Source organism: Lentzea guizhouensis, from assembly GCF_001701025.1.
Taxonomy (GTDB): Bacteria; Actinomycetota; Actinomycetes; order Mycobacteriales; family Pseudonocardiaceae; genus Lentzea; species Lentzea guizhouensis.
This window is the reverse complement of sequence record NZ_CP016793.1, coordinates 1694325-1714422: the sequence shown is the minus strand read 5'-3', so window position 1 is coordinate 1714422 and position 20098 is coordinate 1694325. Positions and strand designations below refer to the sequence as shown.

Below are 20098 nucleotides of genomic sequence, written 5' to 3'. Positions count from 1 at the left end.
CACAATCCTTATTGGAGAGTTTGATCCTGGCTCAGGACGAACGCTGGCGGCGTGCTTAACACATGCAAGTCGAGCGGTAAGGCCCTTCGGGGTACACGAGCGGCGAACGGGTGAGTAACACGTGGGTAACCTGCCCTGTACTCTGGGATAAGCCTTGGAAACGAGGTCTAATACCGGATACGACCACAGATCGCATGATCAGTGGTGGAAAGTTCCGGCGGTATGGGATGGACCCGCGGCCTATCAGCTTGTTGGTGGGGTAATGGCCTACCAAGGCGACGACGGGTAGCCGGCCTGAGAGGGTGACCGGCCACACTGGGACTGAGACACGGCCCAGACTCCTACGGGAGGCAGCAGTGGGGAATATTGCACAATGGGCGAAAGCCTGATGCAGCGACGCCGCGTGAGGGATGACGGCCTTCGGGTTGTAAACCTCTTTCAGCAGGGACGAAGCGCAAGTGACGGTACCTGCAGAAGAAGCACCGGCTAACTACGTGCCAGCAGCCGCGGTAATACGTAGGGTGCGAGCGTTGTCCGGAATTATTGGGCGTAAAGAGCTCGTAGGCGGTTTGTCGCGTCGGCCGTGAAAACTTGGGGCTTAACCCCGAGCCTGCGGTCGATACGGGCAGACTTGAGTTCGGCAGGGGAGACTGGAATTCCTGGTGTAGCGGTGAAATGCGCAGATATCAGGAGGAACACCGGTGGCGAAGGCGGGTCTCTGGGCCGATACTGACGCTGAGGAGCGAAAGCGTGGGGAGCGAACAGGATTAGATACCCTGGTAGTCCACGCCGTAAACGGTGGGTGCTAGGTGTGGGGGACTTCCACGTCCTCCGTGCCGCAGCTAACGCATTAAGCACCCCGCCTGGGGAGTACGGCCGCAAGGCTAAAACTCAAAGGAATTGACGGGGGCCCGCACAAGCGGCGGAGCATGTGGATTAATTCGATGCAACGCGAAGAACCTTACCTGGGCTTGACATGGACTAGAAATCCTCAGAGATGAGGGCTCCCTTGTGGCTGGTTCACAGGTGGTGCATGGCTGTCGTCAGCTCGTGTCGTGAGATGTTGGGTTAAGTCCCGCAACGAGCGCAACCCTCGTTCCATGTTGCCAGCACGTAATGGTGGGGACTCATGGGAGACTGCCGGGGTCAACTCGGAGGAAGGTGGGGATGACGTCAAGTCATCATGCCCCTTATGTCCAGGGCTTCACACATGCTACAATGGCCGGTACAAAGGGCTGCTAAGCCGTGAGGTGGAGCGAATCCCATAAAGCCGGTCTCAGTTCGGATCGGGGTCTGCAACTCGACCCCGTGAAGTCGGAGTCGCTAGTAATCGCAGATCAGCAACGCTGCGGTGAATACGTTCCCGGGCCTTGTACACACCGCCCGTCACGTCACGAAAGTCGGTAACACCCGAAGCCCGTGGCCCAACCAGCAATGGGGGGAGCGGTCGAAGGTGGGACTGGCGATTGGGACGAAGTCGTAACAAGGTAGCCGTACCGGAAGGTGCGGCTGGATCACCTCCTTTCTAAGGAGCATCTACTACCGATCTCGGGCAAACGTTCCGAGCGGTAGTCAGAACCTGCACTCGCTCAGCGAGGTAGGGCTCATTAGTGGATGCTGGCTGGCTCGACACACAGTTGTCGCTGGAGTGAGTACTGCGGTTCGCCGCGTGGAAAGGTCCAGTGAGGGCTGAGTGAACAGATCGGTACGCTGTTGGGTCCTGAGAGAACACGCTTTGTGTGTCTTTCGGTGATCGGGCTCTTGCCGCGGATGAACCGCCGGCCGTCGAGGTTGGTAGGCATCACGCAGTGGCGCAGGGGTTTCTGATTGTTCTTTGAGAACTGCACAGTGGATGCGAGCATCTTTGTAGCAAGTTAGTAAGGGCATACGGTGGATGTCTTGGCACCAGGAGCCGATGAAGGACGTAGGAGACTGCGAAAAGTCTAGGGGAGCTGTCAACCGAGCTGAGATCCTAGAATTTCCGAATGGGGAAACCCGGCCCCAGTCATGTGGGGTCACCCATACCTGAACACATAGGGTATGTGGAGGGAACGCGGGGAAGTGAAACATCTCAGTACCCGCAGGAAGAGAAAACAACCGTGATTCCGTGAGTAGTGGCGAGCGAAAGCGGATGAGGCTAAACCGCGTCTGTGTGATACCCGGCAGGGGTTGCATTCGCGGGGTCGTGGGACCTCTTGGTCAGTTCTGCCGAACTGGCAAACAGTCAGAAAACGCATCGTTAGAGGAACGTGTCTGGAAAGCACGGGCGTAGAGAGTGAAACCCTCGTACTCGAAAACGTAGCGTCTGTTTAGAGTGTTCCCAAGTAGCAGCGTACTCGTGAAATTCGCTGTGAATCTGGCGGGACCACCCGCTAAGCCTAAATACTCCCTGGTGACCGATAGCGGACTAGTACCGTGAGGGAAAGATGAAAAGTACCCCGGGAGGGGAGTGAAATAGTACCTGAAACCGTGTGCCTACAATCCGTCGGAGCCTTTAGGGGTGACGGCGTGCCTTTTGAAGAATGAGCCTGCGAGTTAGTGCTACGTGGCGAGGTTAACCCGTGTGGGGTAGCCGTAGCGAAAGCGAGTCTGAATAGGGCGTCATAGTCGCGTGGTCTAGACCCGAAGCGGTGTGATCTAGCCATGGCCAGGGTGAAGCGCGGGTAAGACCGCGTGGAGGCCCGAACCCACCAGGGTTGAAAACCTGGGGGATGAGCTGTGGTTAGGGGTGAAAGGCCAATCAAACACCGTGATAGCTGGTTCTCCCCGAAATGCATTTAGGTGCAGCGTCGTATGTTTCACCGCGGGGGTAGAGCACTGGATGGTCTAGGGGGCCCACAAGCTTACCGAAATCAACCAAACTCCGAATACCGTGGTGTGAGAGTGCGGCAGTGAGACTGCGGGGGATAAGCTTCGTAGTCGAGAGGGAAACAGCCCAGAACGCCAGCTAAGGCCCCTAAGTGTGTGCTAAGTGGGAAAGGATGTGGGGTCGCACAGACAGCCAGGAGGTTGGCTTAGAAGCAGCCACCCTTTAAAGAGTGCGTAATAGCTCACTGGTCAAGTGGTCCTGCGCCGACAATGTAGCGGGGCTTAAGCACACCGCCGAAGCTGTGTCATTTCGAGCTTGTCTCGGGATGGGTAGGGGAGCGTCGTGTAGCGGTTGAAGCGGCGGAGGAATCCAGCCGTGGACGCTATGCGAGTGAGAATGCAGGCATGAGTAGCGAAAGACGAGTGAGAAACTCGTCCGCCGGATGACCAAGGGTTCCTGGGCCAGGCTAATCCGCCCAGGGTAAGTCGGGACCTAAGGCGAGGCCGACAGGCGTAGTCGATGGACAACGGGTTGATATTCCCGTACCCGTGTGAACGCGCCCATGATGAACCTTGTGATACTAACCGCCCGAAGCCCTCCGATGATCCTTCGGGATCTAGGGGTAAGTGGAGCGCGGGACCTGAACTTGTAGTAGTCAAGCGATGGGGTGACGCAGGAGGGTAGCTCCGCCAGTGAGTGGTAGTACTGGTGCAAGCGTGTAGGGAGAAGCATAGGCAAATCCGTGCTTCACATATCCTGAGACGTGATGCGTAGCCGATTGAGGCGAAGTAGAGTGATCCCATGCTGCCGAGAAAAGCCTCTAGCGAGCTTTCACGCGGCCCGTACCCCAAACCGACACAGGTGGTCAGGTAGAGAATACCGAGGCGATCGGGCGAACTGTGGTTAAGGAACTCGGCAAAATGCCCCCGTAACTTCGGGAGAAGGGGGGCCGTAGCGCTTGAAGCCTCTTGCGGGCTAGGGCGAGACGGCCGCAGAGACCAGCGAGAAGCGACTGTTTACTAAAAACACAGGTCCATGCGAAGTCGCAAGACGATGTATATGGACTGACGCCTGCCCGGTGCTGGAACGTTAAGGGGACCGGTTAGTCCGCAAGGGCGAAGCTGAGAACTTAAGCGCCAGTAAACGGCGGTGGTAACTATAACCATCCTAAGGTAGCGAAATTCCTTGTCGGGTAAGTTCCGACCTGCACGAATGGCGTAACGACTTCTCGACTGTCTCAACCGCAGGCCCGGCGAAATTGCATTACGAGTAAAGATGCTCGTTACGCGCGGCAGGACGGAAAGACCCCGGGACCTTTACTATAGCTTGGTATTGGTGTTCGATTCGGCTTGTGTAGGATAGGTGGGAGACTGTGAAGCGGCCACGCCAGTGGTTGTGGAGTCATCGTTGAAATACCACTCTGGTCGTATTGGATGTCTAACCTCGGTCCGTGATCCGGATCAGGGACAGTGCCTGGTGGGTAGTTTAACTGGGGCGGTTGCCTCCCAAAGAGTAACGGAGGCGCTCAAAGGTTCCCTCAGCCTGGTTGGCAATCAGGTGTCGAGTGCAAGTGCACAAGGGAGCTTGACTGTGAGACTGACGGGTCGAGCAGGGACGAAAGTCGGAACTAGTGATCCGGCCATGGCTTGTGGAAGCGTGGTCGCTCAACGGATAAAAGGTACCCCGGGGATAACAGGCTGATCTTGCCCAAGAGTCCATATCGACGGCATGGTTTGGCACCTCGATGTCGGCTCGTCGCATCCTGGGGCTGGAGTAGGTCCCAAGGGTTGGGCTGTTCGCCCATTAAAGCGGTACGCGAGCTGGGTTTAGAACGTCGTGAGACAGTTCGGTCCCTATCCGCCGCGCGCGTAGGATACTTGAGGAAGGCTGTCCCTAGTACGAGAGGACCGGGACGGACGGACCGCTGGTGTGCCAGTTGTTCTGCCAAGAGCATTGCTGGTTGGCTACGTTCGGAAGGGATAACCGCTGAAGGCATCTAAGCGGGAAGCTCGTTCCAAGATGAGGTATCCCACCCTTCGTGGGTTAAGGCCCCCAGCTAGACCACTGGGTTGATAGGCCAGAGGTGGAAGACCGGTAACGGTTGGAGCTGACTGGTACTAATAGGCCGAGGACTTGTTACAAAGACGCTACGCATCCACTGTGCGGTTCTGGAAGAACAACCAGAACCGATCGCGACCCCGCGGGGTTGCTGGTTGTAATTTCATAGTGTTTCGGTGGTTATAGCGTTGGGGAAACACCCGGTCCCATTCCGAACCCGGTAGTTAAGCCCTTCTGCGCCGATGGTACTGCACTGGTTACGGTGTGGGAGAGTAGGTCGCCGCCGAACTTACGTACAGAAGACCCCTGAGGGTCGAGCACACCAGTGCTCCCCTCAGGGGTCTTCTGCTGTCTCCACCACCCGGCCTCGCCCGATCAGGTGAACCCTGTCCCGATCCCCGCAGCCGGCCGTCTCCTCATTGCACGACCTCAACCCGTCCCAACCTCATGGTCATCTTCGCCGCCAAATATGGAATCGCGAGAGGGGCACCCATGATCACGAAGAAACCGCCCGAGCACCTCCCGAACCCGCCTCCTTCCTCAAGAATGGTGAGGTGATCGAACCGCCGGCCTGCACGCCACCACCCAGGCCACTCCAGCCAGCCGACCTCCCGGTCACCGCGGTGGACCTGACGGCGCGAACCGCTGCCGAGACCACCCCGGACGCACCCGGCGTCACCGGCCCGAGAGACAGGTCCGAGGCGCTCGCCACAGCACCCGGCCACGACTACGTCGAGTCCCTGAGCACCAGGCTCTCCCGACTCGGCACCCTGGCCCCGCCGGCCGTCGCCGGTTCCGCCCGCCCCGCCACCGAGCACGACGTAGAAACTCGAGCTCCTCGGCGCCTGGCGCCACGCGTTCACCGCGGAAGCCGCCCCCGAGGCACCGGCCGAGAAGACAACCGAGGCCGTGCGCGGCTCGCTGCAGACGACCGAGGTTGTGCGCAGTGAGCCACGGCTCGGCAATGGCCACTTCCTGGGCGGGAGGTCGACCGCACCCCGGTCGCCTGGGCGGTCGCGAGCGTCCCGCACACCGGCATGTCCCGCACCGGACCCGTCCACACACCACCGAACCACCGCAGGCACGGCTACGGCGCCGCAGTCAGCGAGACGGCCAGCCAATGGACCCTGGACAGGGGCACCACCAAGGTCCTCCTCTTCGCGGACCTGACCAACCCGATCCCGAACTCGATCAGCGGATCGGCTACGAACCACTCAACGACTTGGGGGAGTTCTGGTGAAAGCGTTACCGCACAACGACATCCGTGACTTCGTGGCCGTCGCCGGCGAGTTCCTCGACGCGGATCCCGTCAACCACAGCGTGCATCTCACCGCGATCGACGCGGTCCAGCGCGGTGTCCGCGCCGCCGCCACGCTGATCTCGTTGCACGACAACGACGGAACCGTGGTCGGCGCGGTGACCAGAGTGGACGGTCGCCCGCTCCACGTCGCCGCCATGCCACCGGCCGCGGCCCCGGTCGTGGCGGAGGCCCTGCGCCGGCAGTCCGACACCCCGGACCTCACCGAGGTCACCGGTCCCAAGGACCGGGTCGACGCCTTCCGCGCGTCATGGCGCGACGGCGGCCGCGAGACCTACGTGCTGCGGCTCTACCGGCTGGGCGAGCTCGTCGTCCCGGACGTCCCCGGCGAGTCCCGCCTCGCCACCCCGGCCGACGACGACCTGGTCACGCGCTGGTGGGTCGAGTTCGTCGCCGAGCTCGACGGCGTGGACCGCGACCATGCGGAACGCCGCGCCGCCGACAGCCGCTGGATGTCCGCCGGGCACGTGCTGTGGCTGGTCGACGGCGTCCCGGTGTCGTGGGCCGCGAGCACCACCCCCGTCGGCGGCGTCTCGCGGGTCGGCCCGGTCTACACCCCGCCGGACCACCGCAGGCATGGCTACGCGGCCGCCGCCACCGCCGCGGTCAGCCAGTGGGCCCACCGCGAGGGCGCCGCCCACGTCGTGCTCACCGCCGATCTCAACGACCCCACCGCGAACTCCGTCTACCAGGGCATCGGCTTCCGGTACGTCTCCGACTGGTCGGAGTACCGCTGGGAATGAGGCCTGTGTCGAGATCCGTGTTCGCGGCAGCCGGGCCTGAGGCGGCCCCAGGGCACGGGCGAACAGCCCACGGACCGGTATGCGGGCTGTTCGTCCGCATCGCCAGGAACCACCTCAGGCCCGACTCCCGTCGAACCGGACTTCGACACAGGCCCTACTGGCCGAACAGCGCCGACTCCACCGGCCGGTTCCGCACGTGCGACGAGAACACCAGCGATGTCGTCGTGTCGCCGTACCGCTGCATGACCTCGACGAGCTCCTCGAGCTCCACCATCGACCGGCACACCACGCGCAGCAGCCAGCAGTCGTCGCCGGTCACGTGGTCGGCGTCGCGGACCTGCGGCAGCGCGAGCACGTGCGAGCGGAACCGTGGTGTGTCGAGCGAGCGCACCCGGACCCGGACGATCGACTCGATCGGCAGGCCGAGGCGGGGCGGGGACACGACCGCGGTGTAGCCGGTGATCACGCCGAGCGACTCCAGCCGGCGCACGCGTTCGGTCACGGCCGGTGCGGACAGGGACACCTCGCGGGCCAGCGCGGTGAACGACATGCGGCCGTCCTGCTGCAGCAGCTCGAGGATCTTCCAGTCCAGGGCGTCGATCTCCACCTGGAAATCATAGGCAGAAGCACCGGAACGCCTGGACTTCCGCATGTCCCACGGCAGAGTGGGCCAGCAGGATCAACGGCATGACCAACACACTGCGCTTCCCCGCCGCCGACCCGCAGACCGCAGCCAGCTTCTTCGCCGCCGAGCTCGCGTTCGAGGCCGACCCGGACGACGTGTACCGCGACATGCTCGCCGGTGACACCCAGGGGTACGTGCTCGTCGAGACGCGCAGCCCCGAGGCGTTCGCGGCCAAGCGCATCCCCGGTGCGATCAACCTGTCCTACCGCGACCTGCCCGAACGGGTGGATCTCGATCCCGGTCTGGTCTACGTCTGCTACTGCGAGAGCTTCCAGTGCAACGCCGCCACGAAGGGCGCGCTCGCGTTGGCTCAGCGCGGTTACCGGGTGAAGCGGCTGGCTGGCGGCATCACGGCGTGGGAGCGGGCCGGCTATCCGGTCGAGGGATCCGGGCTGGTCACGGCGAGTGGTTCCGCTGGGACTGTTTCGCAGGTCGCGTGTCATTGCTGAGCGCGCCCCACCTACGCTCTCGGATGTGACTTCTCCGCGTTTGCTCGTGCTGCAGCCCTCGAAGTCCGACCCGCTGGCCAAGCTCGGTACCTGGCTGGCGGCGGAGGGCGTCGAGCTCGACCTCGTCATGCTGCGGGAGGCGCCGGCGCCTGCCACGCTCGACGGGTACGACGGCGTGATCTGCCTCGGCGGCGAGATGGGGGCGTTGGACGACCTCGACCACCCGTGGCTCGCCGACGTGCGCAAACTGCTGTCGAGCGCGGTCTCGAAGGGGCTGCCGACGCTGGCGATCTGCCTCGGTGCGCAGCTGCTCGCGGCGGCGACCGGCGGGCAGGTGCGGAAGGGGCCGCAGGGGCCGGAGGTCGGGATCCTGCTCGTGGCGAAACGGGATGTCGCCGGAAACGACCCGTTGTTCGCGGATCTCCCGTTCACGCCTGATGTCGTGCAGTTCCACAGTGACGAAGTCCACCTGTTGCCGCCGGGTGCGGAACTGCTCGCCGCTTCCCCGAAATACCCGAATCAGGCCTTTCGGGTCGGAACGAGTGCTTACGGCCTGCAGTTCCACATCGAGACCACTCCGGAAATCGTCTTGCACTGGGCCGACAAGGATCCGGAAGCGGCGGCGTGCGCCCGGCCGCAGCACTTCGACCGGGACTTCCTGGAAGAGGCGCACCGCGACATCGAAGAGGTCTGGCGGCCGTTCGTCGCCCGATTCGCCCAGCTCGTACGAGGAGAACTGTCGCCAGTGGGGCGTTTGGGCACACAACTTCCGTTGGTGTGACGTTACTTTCGTAGGTTTTAAGACATCCTCCGTTGGCGGTACCGTAACCTCCTGGACAGCTTGTTCGATCCAGCCGGAGGATCAGTGTGGATCCCGCACTTGTAGTGATCATCGTTGTTGTCACTGCTCTCATCTTCGACTTCACCAACGGGTTCCACGACACGGCCAACGCCATGGCCACCTCCATCGCCACCGGTGCTCTCAAGCCCCGCACGGCGGTCGCGTTGTCGGCGGTTCTGAACCTCGTCGGCGCATTTCTGTCCGTCGAGGTGGCCAAGACCATCTCCGGCGGGATCGTCGACGACGCCCAGATCACGCCGGCCATCATCTTCGGCGGACTGGTCGGCGCGATCATGTGGAACCTCGTCACCTGGTACGTGGGTCTGCCGTCGAGCTCGTCGCACGCGTTGTTCGGCGGCTTGATCGGTGCCGCGTGGGTCGCCTCCGGTGTGGACGCCATCCACTTCGCGAAGGTCGTCGACAAGGTGCTGGTGCCCGCGATCGTCGCGCCGCTGGTCGCCGGTCTGGTCGCGGCCATCGCCACGATCGTCGTCTACCGGCTCAAGAAGGCGGCCGACTCGCGCGTCTCGCACACCGGCTTCAAGGTCGGCCAGGTCGCGTCCGCCTCGCTCGTCTCCCTCGCGCACGGCACCAACGACGCGCAGAAGACGATGGGCATCATCACGCTCGCGCTGATCACCTCCGGTTCGCTCGCGCCCGGTTCCGGCCCGCCCACCTGGGTGATCGTCAGCGCCGGTGTCGCGATCGCGCTCGGCACCTACCTCGGCGGCTGGCGCATCACGCACACCCTGGGCCGCGGCCTCACCACCATCGAGCCCGCGCAGGGCTTCGCGGCGCAGACCTCGACCGCCACGGCGATCCTCGCGTCCTCCCACCTCGGGTTCGCGCTGTCCACCACGCACGTCGCGTCCGGCGGCATCATGGGCTCCGGCCTCGGCCGTGACCGGCACGGCGTCAAGTGGGGCACCATGGGCAAGATGGCCGCGGGCTGGCTGCTCACGCTGCCCGCCGCGGGCATCGTCGGCGCCATCGCCGGCAAGTGGGCCTCCAGCGGCACCGCCGGTGTCATCGGCGTCGCGGTGATCGGCAGCGCCGTGTCGCTCGGCATCTGGATCCTGTCCCGTCGTGAGCCGGTCAAGCCGGAGCACATCGTGGACGAGGTGGCCGCGCAGGCCGAGCTGCACAAGGTGGCGGCATGACGGTCAACTGGATGGCGTTGGTGCAGGTCTTCGGGGCCACGCTGATCGTCACGGTGCTCGTGGTGACGTTGTTCGTCGTCGGGATCCGGGCGTTGTCGGGTGACAAGAAGGCCGGCGCGTACGCGAGCTTCGCCGGCTGTGTCGCGGTCGTGCTCTACGGCCTCTCCCTGATCGTGTTCTAGCACCACGACGACTAGGTTGGTTCGTGATGAGCGAACCAGTCCGCGCCGCGTCACCAGCCAGATTCGGGCTCACCGAACCGCGCAGCGAGGAAGTGCTGCGCGGCCTCGGGCTGTGGGCTGACCGCCGTCCCGCCGACGGCGCCGAACCGGTGCTCGCCGCGCTCGCCCGCTGCCCTGATCCGGACCTCGCGCTGCGCGGCTTGGAGCGGCTCCAAGCCGTTGCCGACTGGGACGCGCTCTCCGCCGACCTGCACTCCGACGTCGTGGTGCGCGGCCGGCTGCTCGCGGTGCTCGGCTCGTCCACGGCGTTGTCGGACTTCCTCGTCGCGAACCCCGAACGCTGGCGGTCGCTCACCGACGAGGTCGACGTGACGTTGCCGGGCGAGGGTGTCCTGCGCATCGAGTACCGGGCGAAACTGCTGCTCATCGCGGCCAACGACCTGGCGCACGTGGTCGAACCCGAGCTGCCGTACGTTCCGTACGACACGGTTGCCGAGCAGCTGTCCGACCTCGCGGTGTCGGCGTTGCGGCGGTCGTTGGAGCTGGCCGCGGAGAAGGTCAGTGGTACCGAGAAGTGCCGGCTCGCGGTGATCGCGATGGGCAAGTGCGGCGCGAACGAGCTGAACTACGTGAGCGACGTCGACGTCGTGTTCGTGGCCGAGGGCGACCTGGGTGTGGCGACCCGGCTGGCCAGCTCGATGATGCAGATCGCCGGCCAGTCGTGCTTCGAGGTGGACGCGGCGCTGCGGCCCGAGGGCAAGGCGGGCGCGCTGGTCCGCACGCTCGACGGGCACGCGTCCTACTACAAGAAGTGGGCGCGGACCTGGGAGTTCCAGGCGTTGCTCAAGGCCAGGCCGGTCGCGGGTGACGCCGAGCTCGGCCAGTCCTACCTCGACGTGGTGCGCCCGTACGTGTGGACGGCGGCCGAGCGGGAGAACTTCGTCGAGGACGTGCAGGCGATGCGGCGCCGGGTCGAGGACCACGTGCCGACCGGCTTGGCCGAACGGGAGCTGAAGCTCGGCCGCGGCGGGCTGCGCGATGTCGAGTTCGCGGTGCAGCTGCTGCAGCTCGTGCACGGTCGCTCGGACGAGGAGCTGCGGATCCAGGCGACGACCGCGGCGCTGGCCGCGCTGGGCAAGGGCGGGTACGTCGGGCGCGACGACGCGGCGGACTTCGGGCGGTCCTACCGGTTCCTGCGCACGCTGGAGCACCGGTTGCAGCTGCAGCGGCTGCTGCGCACGCACCTCTTCCCGGCCGACGACGACGTCACGGCGCTGCGCTGGCTGGCGCGGTCGGTCGGGCTGGCCGCGGACGGGCAGCGGTCGGAGGGGCAGGTGCTGCTCGCGGAGTTCCGCAAGCACGCCAACCAGGTCCGGCGGCTGCACGAGAAGCTGTTCTACCGGCCGCTGCTGCAGGCCGTCGCGGGTGTGCCGACCGAGGCGTTGCGGCTCACCACCAAGGAGGCGGTGGCCCGGCTGGCCGCGTTGGGCTACACCTCGCCCGACGGCGCGTTGCGGCACATCCAGGCGTTGACGCACGGCATGTCCCGGCGTGCCCGGATCCAGGGTGCGTTGCTGCCGGTGCTGCTGCACCTGTTCGCCGGCACACCCGACCCGGACGGAGGGCTGCTCGCCTACCGCAAGGTGTCCGAGGCGCTCGCGGAAACGCCCTGGTACCTGAGGCTGTTGCGGGACGAGGGAGCCGTCGTCGAACGGCTCGCCGTGCTGCTCGGCACGTCCAAGCTGGTGCCGGACCTGCTGGTGCGCGCGCCGGAGGTGTTGCGGCTGCTGGCCGACACCGAGGCGTTGGTCGGCCGTGATCCGTTCACGGTCGGGAACCCGCTGCGCAGCGCGGTGTCGCGGCACCCGGAGCTGGCGCGGGCGGTCACGGCGGCGCGGTCGTTGCGGCGGCACGAGCTGCTGCGCATCGCGGCGGCGGACCTGCTGGGTCTCATGCCGCTGGAGACGGTGTGCGTGTCGCTGTCCGAGGTGTGGGTGGCGGTGCTGCAGAGCGCGCTCGACGCGGCGGTGCGGTCGGCCGGTGAGCCGGTGGCGGCGCTGGCGGTGATCGGCATGGGCCGGCTCGGTGGCCGGGAGCTCGGGTACGGCTCGGACGCGGACGTGATGTTCGTGTGCCGGCCGTTCGAGGGCGTGACCGACGCCGAGGCGGCGACGTGGGCGAGCGGGATCGTGGAGAACATCCGGCGGCTGCTCGGCGCGCCGTCGCAGGACCCGCCGCTGCAGGTGGACGCCGACCTGCGGCCGGAGGGGCGGCAGGGACCGCTGGTGCGGACGTTGGACTCCTACCGCGCCTACTACGGCAAGTGGGCCGAGGTGTGGGAGAAGCAGGCGCTGCTGCGGGCGCGGTGCATCGCGGGAGACGCCGCGCTGGGCGAGGACTTCGAGGCGTTGATCGAGCCGTTGCGGTACCCGGCGGCCGGGCTGGACGCGGCGTCGGTGCGGGAGATCCGGCGGATCAAGGCGCGGGTCGACGCGGAACGGCTGCCGCGCGGTGCCGACCCGAGCACGCACACCAAGCTCGGCCGCGGCGGGCTCGCGGACGTCGAGTGGACCGTGCAGCTGCTGCAGCTGCAGCACTCCGGCGCGGTGCCCGGTCTGCGCACACCGTCCACAATGGTCGCGATGGCGGCCGCGGTCGAGGCGGGGTTGTTGTCGCAGGAGGACGCGTCGGCGTTGACCGCCGCGTGGAACCTCGCGACGCACGCGCGCAACGCGGTGACGCTGGTGCGCGGCAAGGCGTCCGACCAGCTGCCGACCTCGGGGCGCGACCTGGTGGCGGTCGCGTCGGTCATGGGGTACCCGCCCGGTGGGGATCCCGGTGAGTTCCTGGAGGAGTACCGCCGCACCACCCGGCGTGCGCGTGCGGTCGCGGAGCGTGTCTTCTACGGTGAGGGACTGTGAAGGCGATTGCGCTCACCGAGTTCGGTGACCCCGAGGTCATGACGTTGCGGGACCTGCCGGATCCGCTGCTCGGCCCGGACCAGGTGCTGGTGGAGGTGAGGGCCGCGGGGGTGAACCCGGTGGACTTCAAGATCCGCGCCGGCTACCTGCGGGGGCTGATGCCGCACCACACGCCGTTGATCCCCGGCTGGGACGTGGCCGGGGTGGTGCGCGCGGTCGGGATCGGCGTGCGCGACTGGCAGCCCGGCGACGAGGTGCTCGCGTACGCGCGCAAGGACCACGTGCAGTTCGGTGCCTACGCCGAGCTGATCTCGCTGCCGGACCGCATGGTGGCCCGCAAGCCGTCCACTGTGGACTTCGTGACGGCGGCCGCGCTGCCGTTGGCCGGGCTGACCGCGTTGCAGTCGCTGAAGGCCGTCGGCGCCGGTGAGGGCGACGTCGTGCTGGTACACGCGGCCGCGGGCGGTGTCGGTCACCTGCAGGTGCAGATCGCGCGGGCACTGGGTGTCGCGCGGGTGATCGGGACGGCGTCGCCGCGCAACCACGACTTCGTGCGCTCCCTGGGCGCCGAGCCCGTCGCGTACGGCGACGCGCTGGTCGACGCGGTGGCCGAGCTCGTGGGCGGGGACGGGAAGGTCGACGCGGTGGTCGACAACGTCGGCGGGGTGGCGTTCGACCAGTCGTTGTGGCTGGTGCGCGACCGGGCGCGGATGACGTCCATTGTGGACGGGCAGCGGGCGCTGGAGCACGGCGTGACGAACACGTGGGCGCGGCCTGACGCGGCGCAGACGCAGTGGTTGGCCGACCTGGTCGCCTCCGGCGAGCTGGAGGTCGAGGTGCAGCGGACGTTCCCGCTGGCGGAAGCCGCTGCGGCACACCGGTTGCTGGAAGGCGGGCACGTGCGCGGCAAGGTGGTGCTGACGGTCTAGCAGGACGAGGGTGGGGGCACGCCTGGCCGGTGTGCCCCCGTTGTGCTGCTCAGTCCTCGTCCTGGTCGGGGTCGACCGCGGGTGCGTTGCTGTAGACCTCGATGACCCACTCCTCGTCCAGCGACTCGCCGTCTTCGGCGTCGGGAACGAGGCGGTTGTACACCCGCACACCGAGATCGAGCACGTCAGCGGCCTGGACCGCTTCGATCGCCTCGGCGGCGGAGTCGACGATTTGGGTGGTGAGCAGCTGCGGGGCCGTGAACTCGGCGACATCTTCAGACACGCGCGGACCCTAGCGCATTGACGTTTCACCCATTCGAGATGAGACTGGCTGCGCTCAGTGGGGGAGCTGTGTTTTGTCGCGGGGTCGAGCAGAGGAAGTCATGCAGCATCGCAGGGTCACGCGCCGAGGTAAGACCGTGATCGCCATCGCGGCTGTCGCCGCCGGTGTGCTGGCGTCACTCGGTGTGATCCAGTTTGCACTGAGCGGCAGCGATTCGGCAGCGCAGCCCAACATCACGGCGACCACGACCACGACGAACGGCTTCGAGACACCGGACGCCGCACTGGAGACGACCGAGCCGTCAGCCGACGTGAAGGTCACCACCGGCTCGTTCAAGCAGCAGCGCGGCATGATCACGATCGAGGTCACCCGAGTGGAGGCGGCGAACGGCCGCGTCAAACTCTTCGTCACCGCCACGAACGCCTCCCAAGCCCGCATGACCCTCCCCGTCGACGGCATCGCGGTCCTCGACGACCTGAAGCGGACCTACGCCGCCTCCAGCAGCAAGTGGGACGGCCTCGTCACCCAGGGCGGCAAGACCTCGGGCACCGTCGTGCTCGACGAGAAGGTCGGCGCAGGTGTGAACTCGCTCACGCTGACGTTCTCCTCGATCTCCGGCCAGTTCGCCCCGACCGGCGCCTCCGTCTCGGTCCCCGGGATTCCACTCCCGAAGTGATGGTCGGCCCCTGGCTGGGTACGCCTCCTGACGAGCTCAACACCCGGAGGTGCACATGACCCAGCGCGGAAGCGACCAGCACGGCTTCGCACGCGACGACCAGCTCAAGCAGGAGCTGGCCAACGAGCTGCGCGCCAACGGCCCCACGCGCTCCCAGGAGTGGCGCGAGCCGGAGATGCCCACCTCGGAGGAAACCACTGGGAACCAAAACCGCTAGCCGTCTACCGTCGGCCTGGTGAAGTACCTGTTCTTCTGGGGCCACCAGCCCGAACGCGACGGCTCCGTCGGCCGCGGCTGCCTCTCGCAATGGTGGCCGTGCACGTTCGACGTCGAAGGGCAACGCTTTGCGTCCGCCGAGCACTACATGATGTGGCGCAAAGCGTTGCTGTTCGACGACACCGCCGTGGCTGCTCGCGTCCTGGCCGCTTCTTCTCCCGGCGAGGCCAAGGCGTTGGGCCGCGTGGTATCCGGCTTCTCCTCGGACACGTGGGACGCGGCCCGCTTGGACATCGTGATCGCCGGCAACCTGGCCAAGTTCGGCCAGAACCCGCCGCTGGCCTCTTACCTGCTGACCACCGGTTCGCGCGTGCTCGTCGAGGCCAGCCCGCTCGACCGCATCTGGGGCATCGGCCTGGCCGCCGACGACCCCCGCGCCCTCGACCCGGCGTCCTGGCAGGGCCTGAACCTGCTCGGCGAGGCCCTCATGTCGGTGCGCGCTACGTTGAGCGCAACGTGAGGTAGGTGCTGAGCGCCGCCAACGTGATCCCGTCCGGCACGAGTCCTTTTCGGATGAACCGCGGAATGTCATCGGCCGCTACCCACTCGACCTTCGCGGCCTCCGCGGGGTCGTGCTCCCCGGTCCTGCGCGCGTCCGTGCCCTCGAAGATGTGCGTGACGTGCGAACTGACGCCCGCCAGCGGGTTGAAGGTGATGAGCGGCTCGAGCCTCCCGACCCGGTAGCCGGTTTCCTCCTCGACCTCGCGGACGGCGCTGGTCGCGGGTTCCTCACCTGCCTCGCACCGGCCGGCCGGGATCTCCCAGCCCCAGGCGCCGGTGGCGAAGCGGTGGCGCCACAGCAGCAGCACCCGGTCGGCGTCCGTGACCACGACACCGGTCGAGGGGTGCGGCAGGCGCAGGACGTGGTGCTCGAAGCGTTCGCCTTGGGGGATCTCGACGTCGTCGAGGTCGACGCTCATCCACTCCGACTCGTACACGCGGCGCGTGCCGTGCACCGTCCACTCTGTCACGCTGAACCTCTACCACGCCCTGGTCGGGCGCAGCATGGCCGGATGCAGAGTGGTCACCGGACCGGCCCGGAACAGTCCCGCCGGCCTGCCGCCCTGGCGGGTGGTCTGCTCACCCGTGGGCACGAGCACGCCCTCGGCACCGGTGATCTTGCGGTGGAAGTTGCGCTGGTCGAGCGGTTCGCCCCAGACGATCTCGTAGACCTGGCGCAGCTCGGCGACGGTGAACTCCGGCGGGCAGAAGCGGGTGGCGAGCGTCGTGTATTCGATCTTGCTCCTGGCCCGTTCGACCGCGTCGGCGACGATCCGCTTGTGGTCGAAGGCCAGCCGGGTGCCCGGCTCCAGCACGGTCTGCGCGGGAACCCAGGCGGCGGCCTGGGCGTCGCCGCCCGCGTGTGGCGACGGCAGGTCCGGGATGAACGCGAGGTAGCACACCGCGACCACCCGGCCGCGCGGGTCGCGGCCGGGGGTGCCGTAGGTCCGCATCTGTTCGAGGTGCACCTGGTCGAGATCGAGCCCGGTCTCCTCGGCGAGCTCCCGTGCCGCCGCCGTGTCGAGGTCCTCCTCCTCGTCGTCGAGGAACCCGCCCGGCAGCGCCTGCAGCCCGCGCCACGGTTCGATGCCGCGTTCGACCAGCAGGACCTGCAACGAGCCGTCCCGGACCGTCAGCACCGCCAGGTCCACCGCGATGGCAACCGTGGGTATCGGCCTCGTGCGGTCGGACATGCCGGACACTTCCTCTCAGAGCGTTGCTGACCTGGGGAAACGTGCGCGGAATGATATCTCCGCCAGCAGGGCCATTCGTGTGAAGCCCGTTTACGTCAGGTTGACGTAAATGCCGGTGCGTGGCTAGCGTCGGTCGCGGCGCCGCACCTTCAATCCACCACTGGTGGAGTCACCTCGCGAACCACCGCGACCGGCTCGTGCTGGGGGAACCATGATCGTCATCCTGACCGCGCTCAACGTCGAGCAGGACGCCGTGCTGGCGCACCTGGTCGACGTCGAAGAACGCCGGCACGCCTCGGGCACGGTGTTCGACGTCGGCACCCTGGCCGGCCACCCCGGGCACCGCATCGCCGTGGGTGTCACCGGGCCGGGCACCACGACCGCCGCGGTGCTCACCGAACGCGCGAAGGCCGAGTTCTCGCCCACGGCGATGATGTTCGTCGGGGTGGCGGGCGGCCGCAGCCGCAAGCTCGCCATCGGCGACGTCGTCGTGGCGACGAAGGTCTACTCCTACCAGGGCGGCCGCAGCCAGGACGACGGCTTCCGGGTGCGGCCGCGGGCCTGGGACATCTCCCACCGGCTCGAACAGGCGGCGCGCCGCCTGCCGAGGAACAACGCCTGGCACGCGTTCCTGCCTGCCGAGGCACGGGACCAGGAGCCGAAGGTGGCGTTCGGTCCGATCGCGGTCGGCGACGTCGTGCTGGACTCCACCACCTCGGACCTCGCCCGCCGGATCGACGAGTCCTACAACGACACGATCGCAGTGGAGATGGAAGGGTCCGGTTTCACGCACGCCGCAGCGTTGAGCGACCAGCTGCCGGTCGCGGTGGTGCGCGGCATCAGCGACCGCGCCGACGGCACCAAGCGCGCCACCGACCGCGAGGACAACCAGCCGATCGCCGCCCGCAACGCCGCCGCCTTCGCCGTGGCACTGGCGGCCACGCTCGAACCGGAGGCGCCCGGCAACTCAGGCACGTCGACCGCGGCGCCGATCGTCCACAACCGCAACATCGCGCGGGACAACGCACACGTGGACCAGCAGATCGGCGTCAACTTCGGATCCGTCAACTGGAACAGGGGAAGGGGATGACCGCCGAGGGCTCGGTGCGCGTCGACAACCAGAACCAGGCATCCGGTGACGCACAGGTCGGTCAGCAGATCGGTGTGCAGTTCCAGGAGTCGGTGCTGATCGGCACGATGATCTACCAGTGCAGCTGGGACGATCCGCCCGAGTGGAAGCACGAGGTCGCGGCACGACTGCTGGAAGGCGGCAGTCCGCGCAAGGCGGAGGTGGTGTTCCGCGACCTCGTGAACGGCGGCCACATCACCACCGAACGTGCCTACTTCTACGTCCTGTCCATCCTCAGCGAGCGCTCGTTCATCGAGATCACCGCAGCCCTCACCGACGAGATCCACAACGTGCAGAAATTGTGCTCGTCGTTGCCGGCCGACCGGTGGACGGCCGCGCTCGAAGTCGTGCTGGCACTGCTCGGCCATGCGCACGCGACCTTCGACGGTGACACCGTGCAGCAGGAGCTGAGCTCCTACCGCGCGCTCGACGGCGAGCGGCAGCTGGAGATCGACCGTCACCTCGACCTCATCCTCAGCGGGGCGGCGCAGGAGAGGATCTCGGCACAACGCAAACGCACGGTGGCGGATGAACGGATGGCCCGCGGCAGGCTGGACCGGGCGTGGAAGTTCTTCGAGGCCGACCCGCGTCCGCCGAGCACCTACCGGCTGGTGCCGTTCCGTTCGAACGCGCTGGCATGGCGGTACGTGTTGCTCGGGTTCGCGGTCACGGCGCTGGCTCTGCCTTCCGTCGTGGGCGGAGGCGTGTCCGCTCCCGCAGGGCTGGGACTAGCGCTGTGGGTTGCGGGTGCCTGGGTGGTGTTCCATTGCACGCTCATCCTTGAAACCCACTTCCTCGACGCCGCGGTCACCAAGGACGAGTTCGCCGTCCTGTACGAGGAGGATGTCGAGGAGCCCACGAAGAAGCCGGTGAACCTCGTCGACCACCGCTTCCGCCTGCACAGCAAGGCCGTCGACTGGCTCGACTACACCGCCGGGTACCGCGAGCACCTCAAACGCCGCCTGCGCGCGCAGTACACCGACAAGAACATGCGCCACGGCGAGGTGACCTGGCTCGTCGACTGGCACGTCGAGCGGATCGACGCCAAGTTCGTGCTTGGCGAGTCGTACGACCGCGTGTTGCCACCAGCGGGATTGCGCAGCGCGTTCGTGCTCCGAGCGCTGGGTGTCCTCCTGGGAGCGGTCGGCCTCTTCCTGTTGCTGCGCGACGGCCATCTGCAGGCGCTGTTCCTCGCCGCCGCCTACCTGGGCGTCGTGGGTGCTGCTCGCCTGCGCTCCCGACCACGCGTGCAGATGCTCCTCGACGGCCGCGCCGACGCCCTCTACGAGGAGGAACTCGCGGCGTTCGAGAACTGGCGGCAGACCCTGGCCGACCGCCCCTCCGACGCCGAGATCGCCCGCTGGCTCGCGTTGGACAAGCTGCACCTCAAGCACGAGGCCCTGCGCCAGACGGACCTCAACGAACGAGACCTGGTGACACACGTCGTGCTCACCGAACGAGTCGACTTCGCCCGGCGCAGCCGCGTCACCAACGGCCCGCCCCGCTACGAGCGCTACAACGTGCAGATCTTCCTGCTCACCCGCTACGGCATGCGTTCGGTGCGGTCGTTGCTCGAGTTCAAGAATGGCGGCATCCGCCACGGCAAACGCGAGATGTTCCCGTACGACGCGGTCGCCTCCGCCTCCATCGACGAGAAGGACGGCCCCGGCAGCCGCGTGTTCGAGCTGACGCTCGTCAACGGCACGAAGATCGCCGAGGTGAAGGAGAACCGCAGGAACGCCGTGGACGTGGAACAGGACAGCGCCGAGGACCCGGACCTGCCGGCCAGCCGCGACGCGGGGTTCGACAGCGCCCTTCGCGTGCTGGAGGCGGTGGCGTCGGAGGGACGCGACTGGATCGTGCGCGACGAGGAACGCAAACGCCGCTGGGCGAGCAACTGGAGCCCGTGACCGACGCTGCTCGGATGGGCATCCAGCCGAGGTGA

16 protein-coding genes and 3 rRNA genes are annotated in these 20098 nt (G+C 66.6%); 15 read left to right on the top strand and 4 right to left on the bottom strand.

Features of this window, described 5'->3' with window-relative positions:
- The first annotated feature begins 8 nt into the window (after positions 1-8).
- The 4 genes from BBK82_RS08650 to BBK82_RS08635 all read left to right on the top strand — a co-directional run bounded on the left by BBK82_RS08650 (position 9) and on the right by BBK82_RS08635 (position 6928).
- A 16S ribosomal RNA gene (locus BBK82_RS08650) occupies positions 9-1525 on the top strand.
- A 342-nt stretch (positions 1526-1867) separates the two neighbouring features.
- Positions 1868-4950: ribosomal RNA gene (locus BBK82_RS08645) — 23S ribosomal RNA — on the top strand.
- An 89-nt stretch (positions 4951-5039) separates the two neighbouring features.
- A 5S ribosomal RNA gene (gene rrf / locus BBK82_RS08640) occupies positions 5040-5156 on the top strand.
- Together the 16S, 23S and 5S rRNA genes form the textbook arrangement of a ribosomal RNA operon.
- Before the next feature lie 947 nt (positions 5157-6103).
- Positions 6104-6928, top strand: coding sequence for a GNAT family N-acetyltransferase (locus BBK82_RS08635; protein ID WP_065914530.1), 825 nt, complete (start codon positions 6104-6106; stop codon positions 6926-6928).
- Positions 6929-7082: 154 nt separating this feature from the next.
- Here BBK82_RS08635 and BBK82_RS08630 read toward each other — a convergent pair whose 3' ends face one another.
- Positions 7083-7535 carry an Lrp/AsnC family transcriptional regulator gene (locus BBK82_RS08630; protein WP_083267873.1) on the bottom strand — a complete coding sequence of 151 codons (453 nt, stop codon included), beginning with the start codon at positions 7533-7535 and terminating at the stop codon, positions 7083-7085.
- Positions 7536-7615: 80 nt separating this feature from the next.
- Between BBK82_RS08630 and BBK82_RS08625 the strand changes: the two genes are divergently transcribed.
- The 6 genes from BBK82_RS08625 to BBK82_RS08600 all read left to right on the top strand — a co-directional run bounded on the left by BBK82_RS08625 (position 7616) and on the right by BBK82_RS08600 (position 14095).
- Positions 7616-8062: a rhodanese-like domain-containing protein gene (locus BBK82_RS08625; RefSeq protein WP_065914528.1), complete on the top strand. Its 447-nt coding sequence runs from the start codon at positions 7616-7618 to the stop codon at positions 8060-8062.
- Positions 8063-8087: 25 nt separating this feature from the next.
- Positions 8088-8843, top strand: a complete 756-nt coding sequence (locus tag BBK82_RS08620; RefSeq protein WP_065914527.1) for a type 1 glutamine amidotransferase — start codon at positions 8088-8090, stop codon at positions 8841-8843.
- An 86-nt stretch (positions 8844-8929) separates the two neighbouring features.
- Positions 8930-10063 carry an inorganic phosphate transporter gene (locus BBK82_RS08615; protein ID WP_065914526.1) on the top strand — a complete coding sequence of 378 codons (1134 nt, stop codon included), beginning with the start codon at positions 8930-8932 and terminating at the stop codon, positions 10061-10063.
- Positions 10060-10245 carry a hypothetical protein gene (locus BBK82_RS08610; protein WP_065914525.1) on the top strand — a complete coding sequence of 62 codons (186 nt, stop codon included), beginning with the start codon at positions 10060-10062 and terminating at the stop codon, positions 10243-10245. Before BBK82_RS08615 ends, BBK82_RS08610 begins: the two co-directional genes overlap by 4 nt.
- A 26-nt stretch (positions 10246-10271) precedes the next feature.
- On the top strand, positions 10272-13166 hold the full coding sequence (locus tag BBK82_RS08605) for a bifunctional [glutamine synthetase] adenylyltransferase/[glutamine synthetase]-adenylyl-L-tyrosine phosphorylase (protein ID WP_065914524.1): 2895 nt from the start codon (positions 10272-10274) through the stop codon (positions 13164-13166).
- Complete coding sequence (locus BBK82_RS08600; protein WP_065914523.1) at positions 13163-14095, top strand: NADP-dependent oxidoreductase; 933 nt, start codon at positions 13163-13165, stop codon at positions 14093-14095. Before BBK82_RS08605 ends, BBK82_RS08600 begins: the two co-directional genes overlap by 4 nt.
- Positions 14096-14144: 49 nt before the next feature.
- Here the strand turns inward: BBK82_RS08600 and BBK82_RS08595 are convergent, their stop codons facing one another.
- Positions 14145-14378: a hypothetical protein gene (locus tag BBK82_RS08595; RefSeq protein ID WP_065914522.1), complete on the bottom strand. Its 234-nt coding sequence runs from the start codon at positions 14376-14378 to the stop codon at positions 14145-14147.
- A 136-nt stretch (positions 14379-14514) separates the two neighbouring features.
- Here BBK82_RS08595 and BBK82_RS08590 point away from each other — a divergent pair, with 136 nt between their 5' ends.
- Genes BBK82_RS08590 through BBK82_RS08585 form a run of 3 tightly spaced genes read left to right on the top strand, consistent with a single transcriptional unit; the run spans position 14515 to position 15790 of the window.
- Positions 14515-15054: a hypothetical protein gene (locus BBK82_RS08590; protein ID WP_065914521.1), complete on the top strand. Its 540-nt coding sequence runs from the start codon at positions 14515-14517 to the stop codon at positions 15052-15054.
- 55 nt (positions 15055-15109) lie between these two features.
- Complete coding sequence (locus BBK82_RS51520; RefSeq protein ID WP_170067888.1) at positions 15110-15271, top strand: hypothetical protein; 162 nt, start codon at positions 15110-15112, stop codon at positions 15269-15271.
- Positions 15272-15289: 18 nt separating this feature from the next.
- Positions 15290-15790 (top strand): NADAR family protein, encoded by a 501-nt coding sequence (locus BBK82_RS08585; RefSeq protein ID WP_237048095.1) that lies wholly within the window; start codon positions 15290-15292, stop codon positions 15788-15790.
- Here BBK82_RS08585 and BBK82_RS08580 read toward each other — a convergent pair.
- Positions 15771-16301 (bottom strand): NUDIX hydrolase, encoded by a 531-nt coding sequence (locus tag BBK82_RS08580; RefSeq protein WP_154697193.1) that lies wholly within the window; start codon positions 16299-16301, stop codon positions 15771-15773. The genes BBK82_RS08585 and BBK82_RS08580 overlap by 20 nt on opposite strands.
- A 9-nt stretch (positions 16302-16310) precedes the next feature.
- The gene (locus tag BBK82_RS08575) at positions 16311-17024 is read right to left on the bottom strand and encodes an NUDIX hydrolase (RefSeq protein ID WP_065914519.1); all 714 of its coding nucleotides are present in this window, start codon (positions 17022-17024) and stop codon (positions 16311-16313) included.
- 211 nt (positions 17025-17235) lie between these two features.
- Between BBK82_RS08575 and BBK82_RS08570 the strand changes: the two genes are divergently transcribed.
- Together BBK82_RS08570 and BBK82_RS08565 are read left to right on the top strand one after the other, a co-directional pair.
- Positions 17236-18114, top strand: coding sequence for a 5'-methylthioadenosine/S-adenosylhomocysteine nucleosidase family protein (locus BBK82_RS08570; RefSeq protein ID WP_065914518.1), 879 nt, complete (start codon positions 17236-17238; stop codon positions 18112-18114).
- Positions 18111-20063 carry a hypothetical protein gene (locus BBK82_RS08565; RefSeq protein WP_065914517.1) on the top strand — a complete coding sequence of 651 codons (1953 nt, stop codon included), beginning with the start codon at positions 18111-18113 and terminating at the stop codon, positions 20061-20063. The genes BBK82_RS08570 and BBK82_RS08565 overlap by 4 nt, the downstream gene beginning before the upstream one ends.
- The last annotated feature ends 35 nt before the right edge of the window (positions 20064-20098 follow it).

What these genes read in the sequence shown, in the direction of transcription:
- BBK82_RS08625 (WP_065914528.1), top strand. Translation starts at nt 7,616, where the DNA reads ATGACCAACACACTGCGCTTCCCCGCCGCCGACCCGCAGACCGCAGCC.
- BBK82_RS08575 (WP_065914519.1), bottom strand. Translation starts at nt 17,024, where the DNA reads ATGTCCGACCGCACGAGGCCGATACCCACGGTTGCCATCGCGGTGGAC.
- BBK82_RS08610 (WP_065914525.1), top strand. Translation starts at nt 10,060, where the DNA reads ATGACGGTCAACTGGATGGCGTTGGTGCAGGTCTTCGGGGCCACGCTG.
- BBK82_RS08605 (WP_065914524.1), top strand. Translation starts at nt 10,272, where the DNA reads ATGAGCGAACCAGTCCGCGCCGCGTCACCAGCCAGATTCGGGCTCACC.
- BBK82_RS08565 (WP_065914517.1), top strand. Translation starts at nt 18,111, where the DNA reads ATGACCGCCGAGGGCTCGGTGCGCGTCGACAACCAGAACCAGGCATCC.
- BBK82_RS51520 (WP_170067888.1), top strand. Translation starts at nt 15,110, where the DNA reads ATGACCCAGCGCGGAAGCGACCAGCACGGCTTCGCACGCGACGACCAG.
- BBK82_RS08570 (WP_065914518.1), top strand. Translation starts at nt 17,236, where the DNA reads ATGATCGTCATCCTGACCGCGCTCAACGTCGAGCAGGACGCCGTGCTG.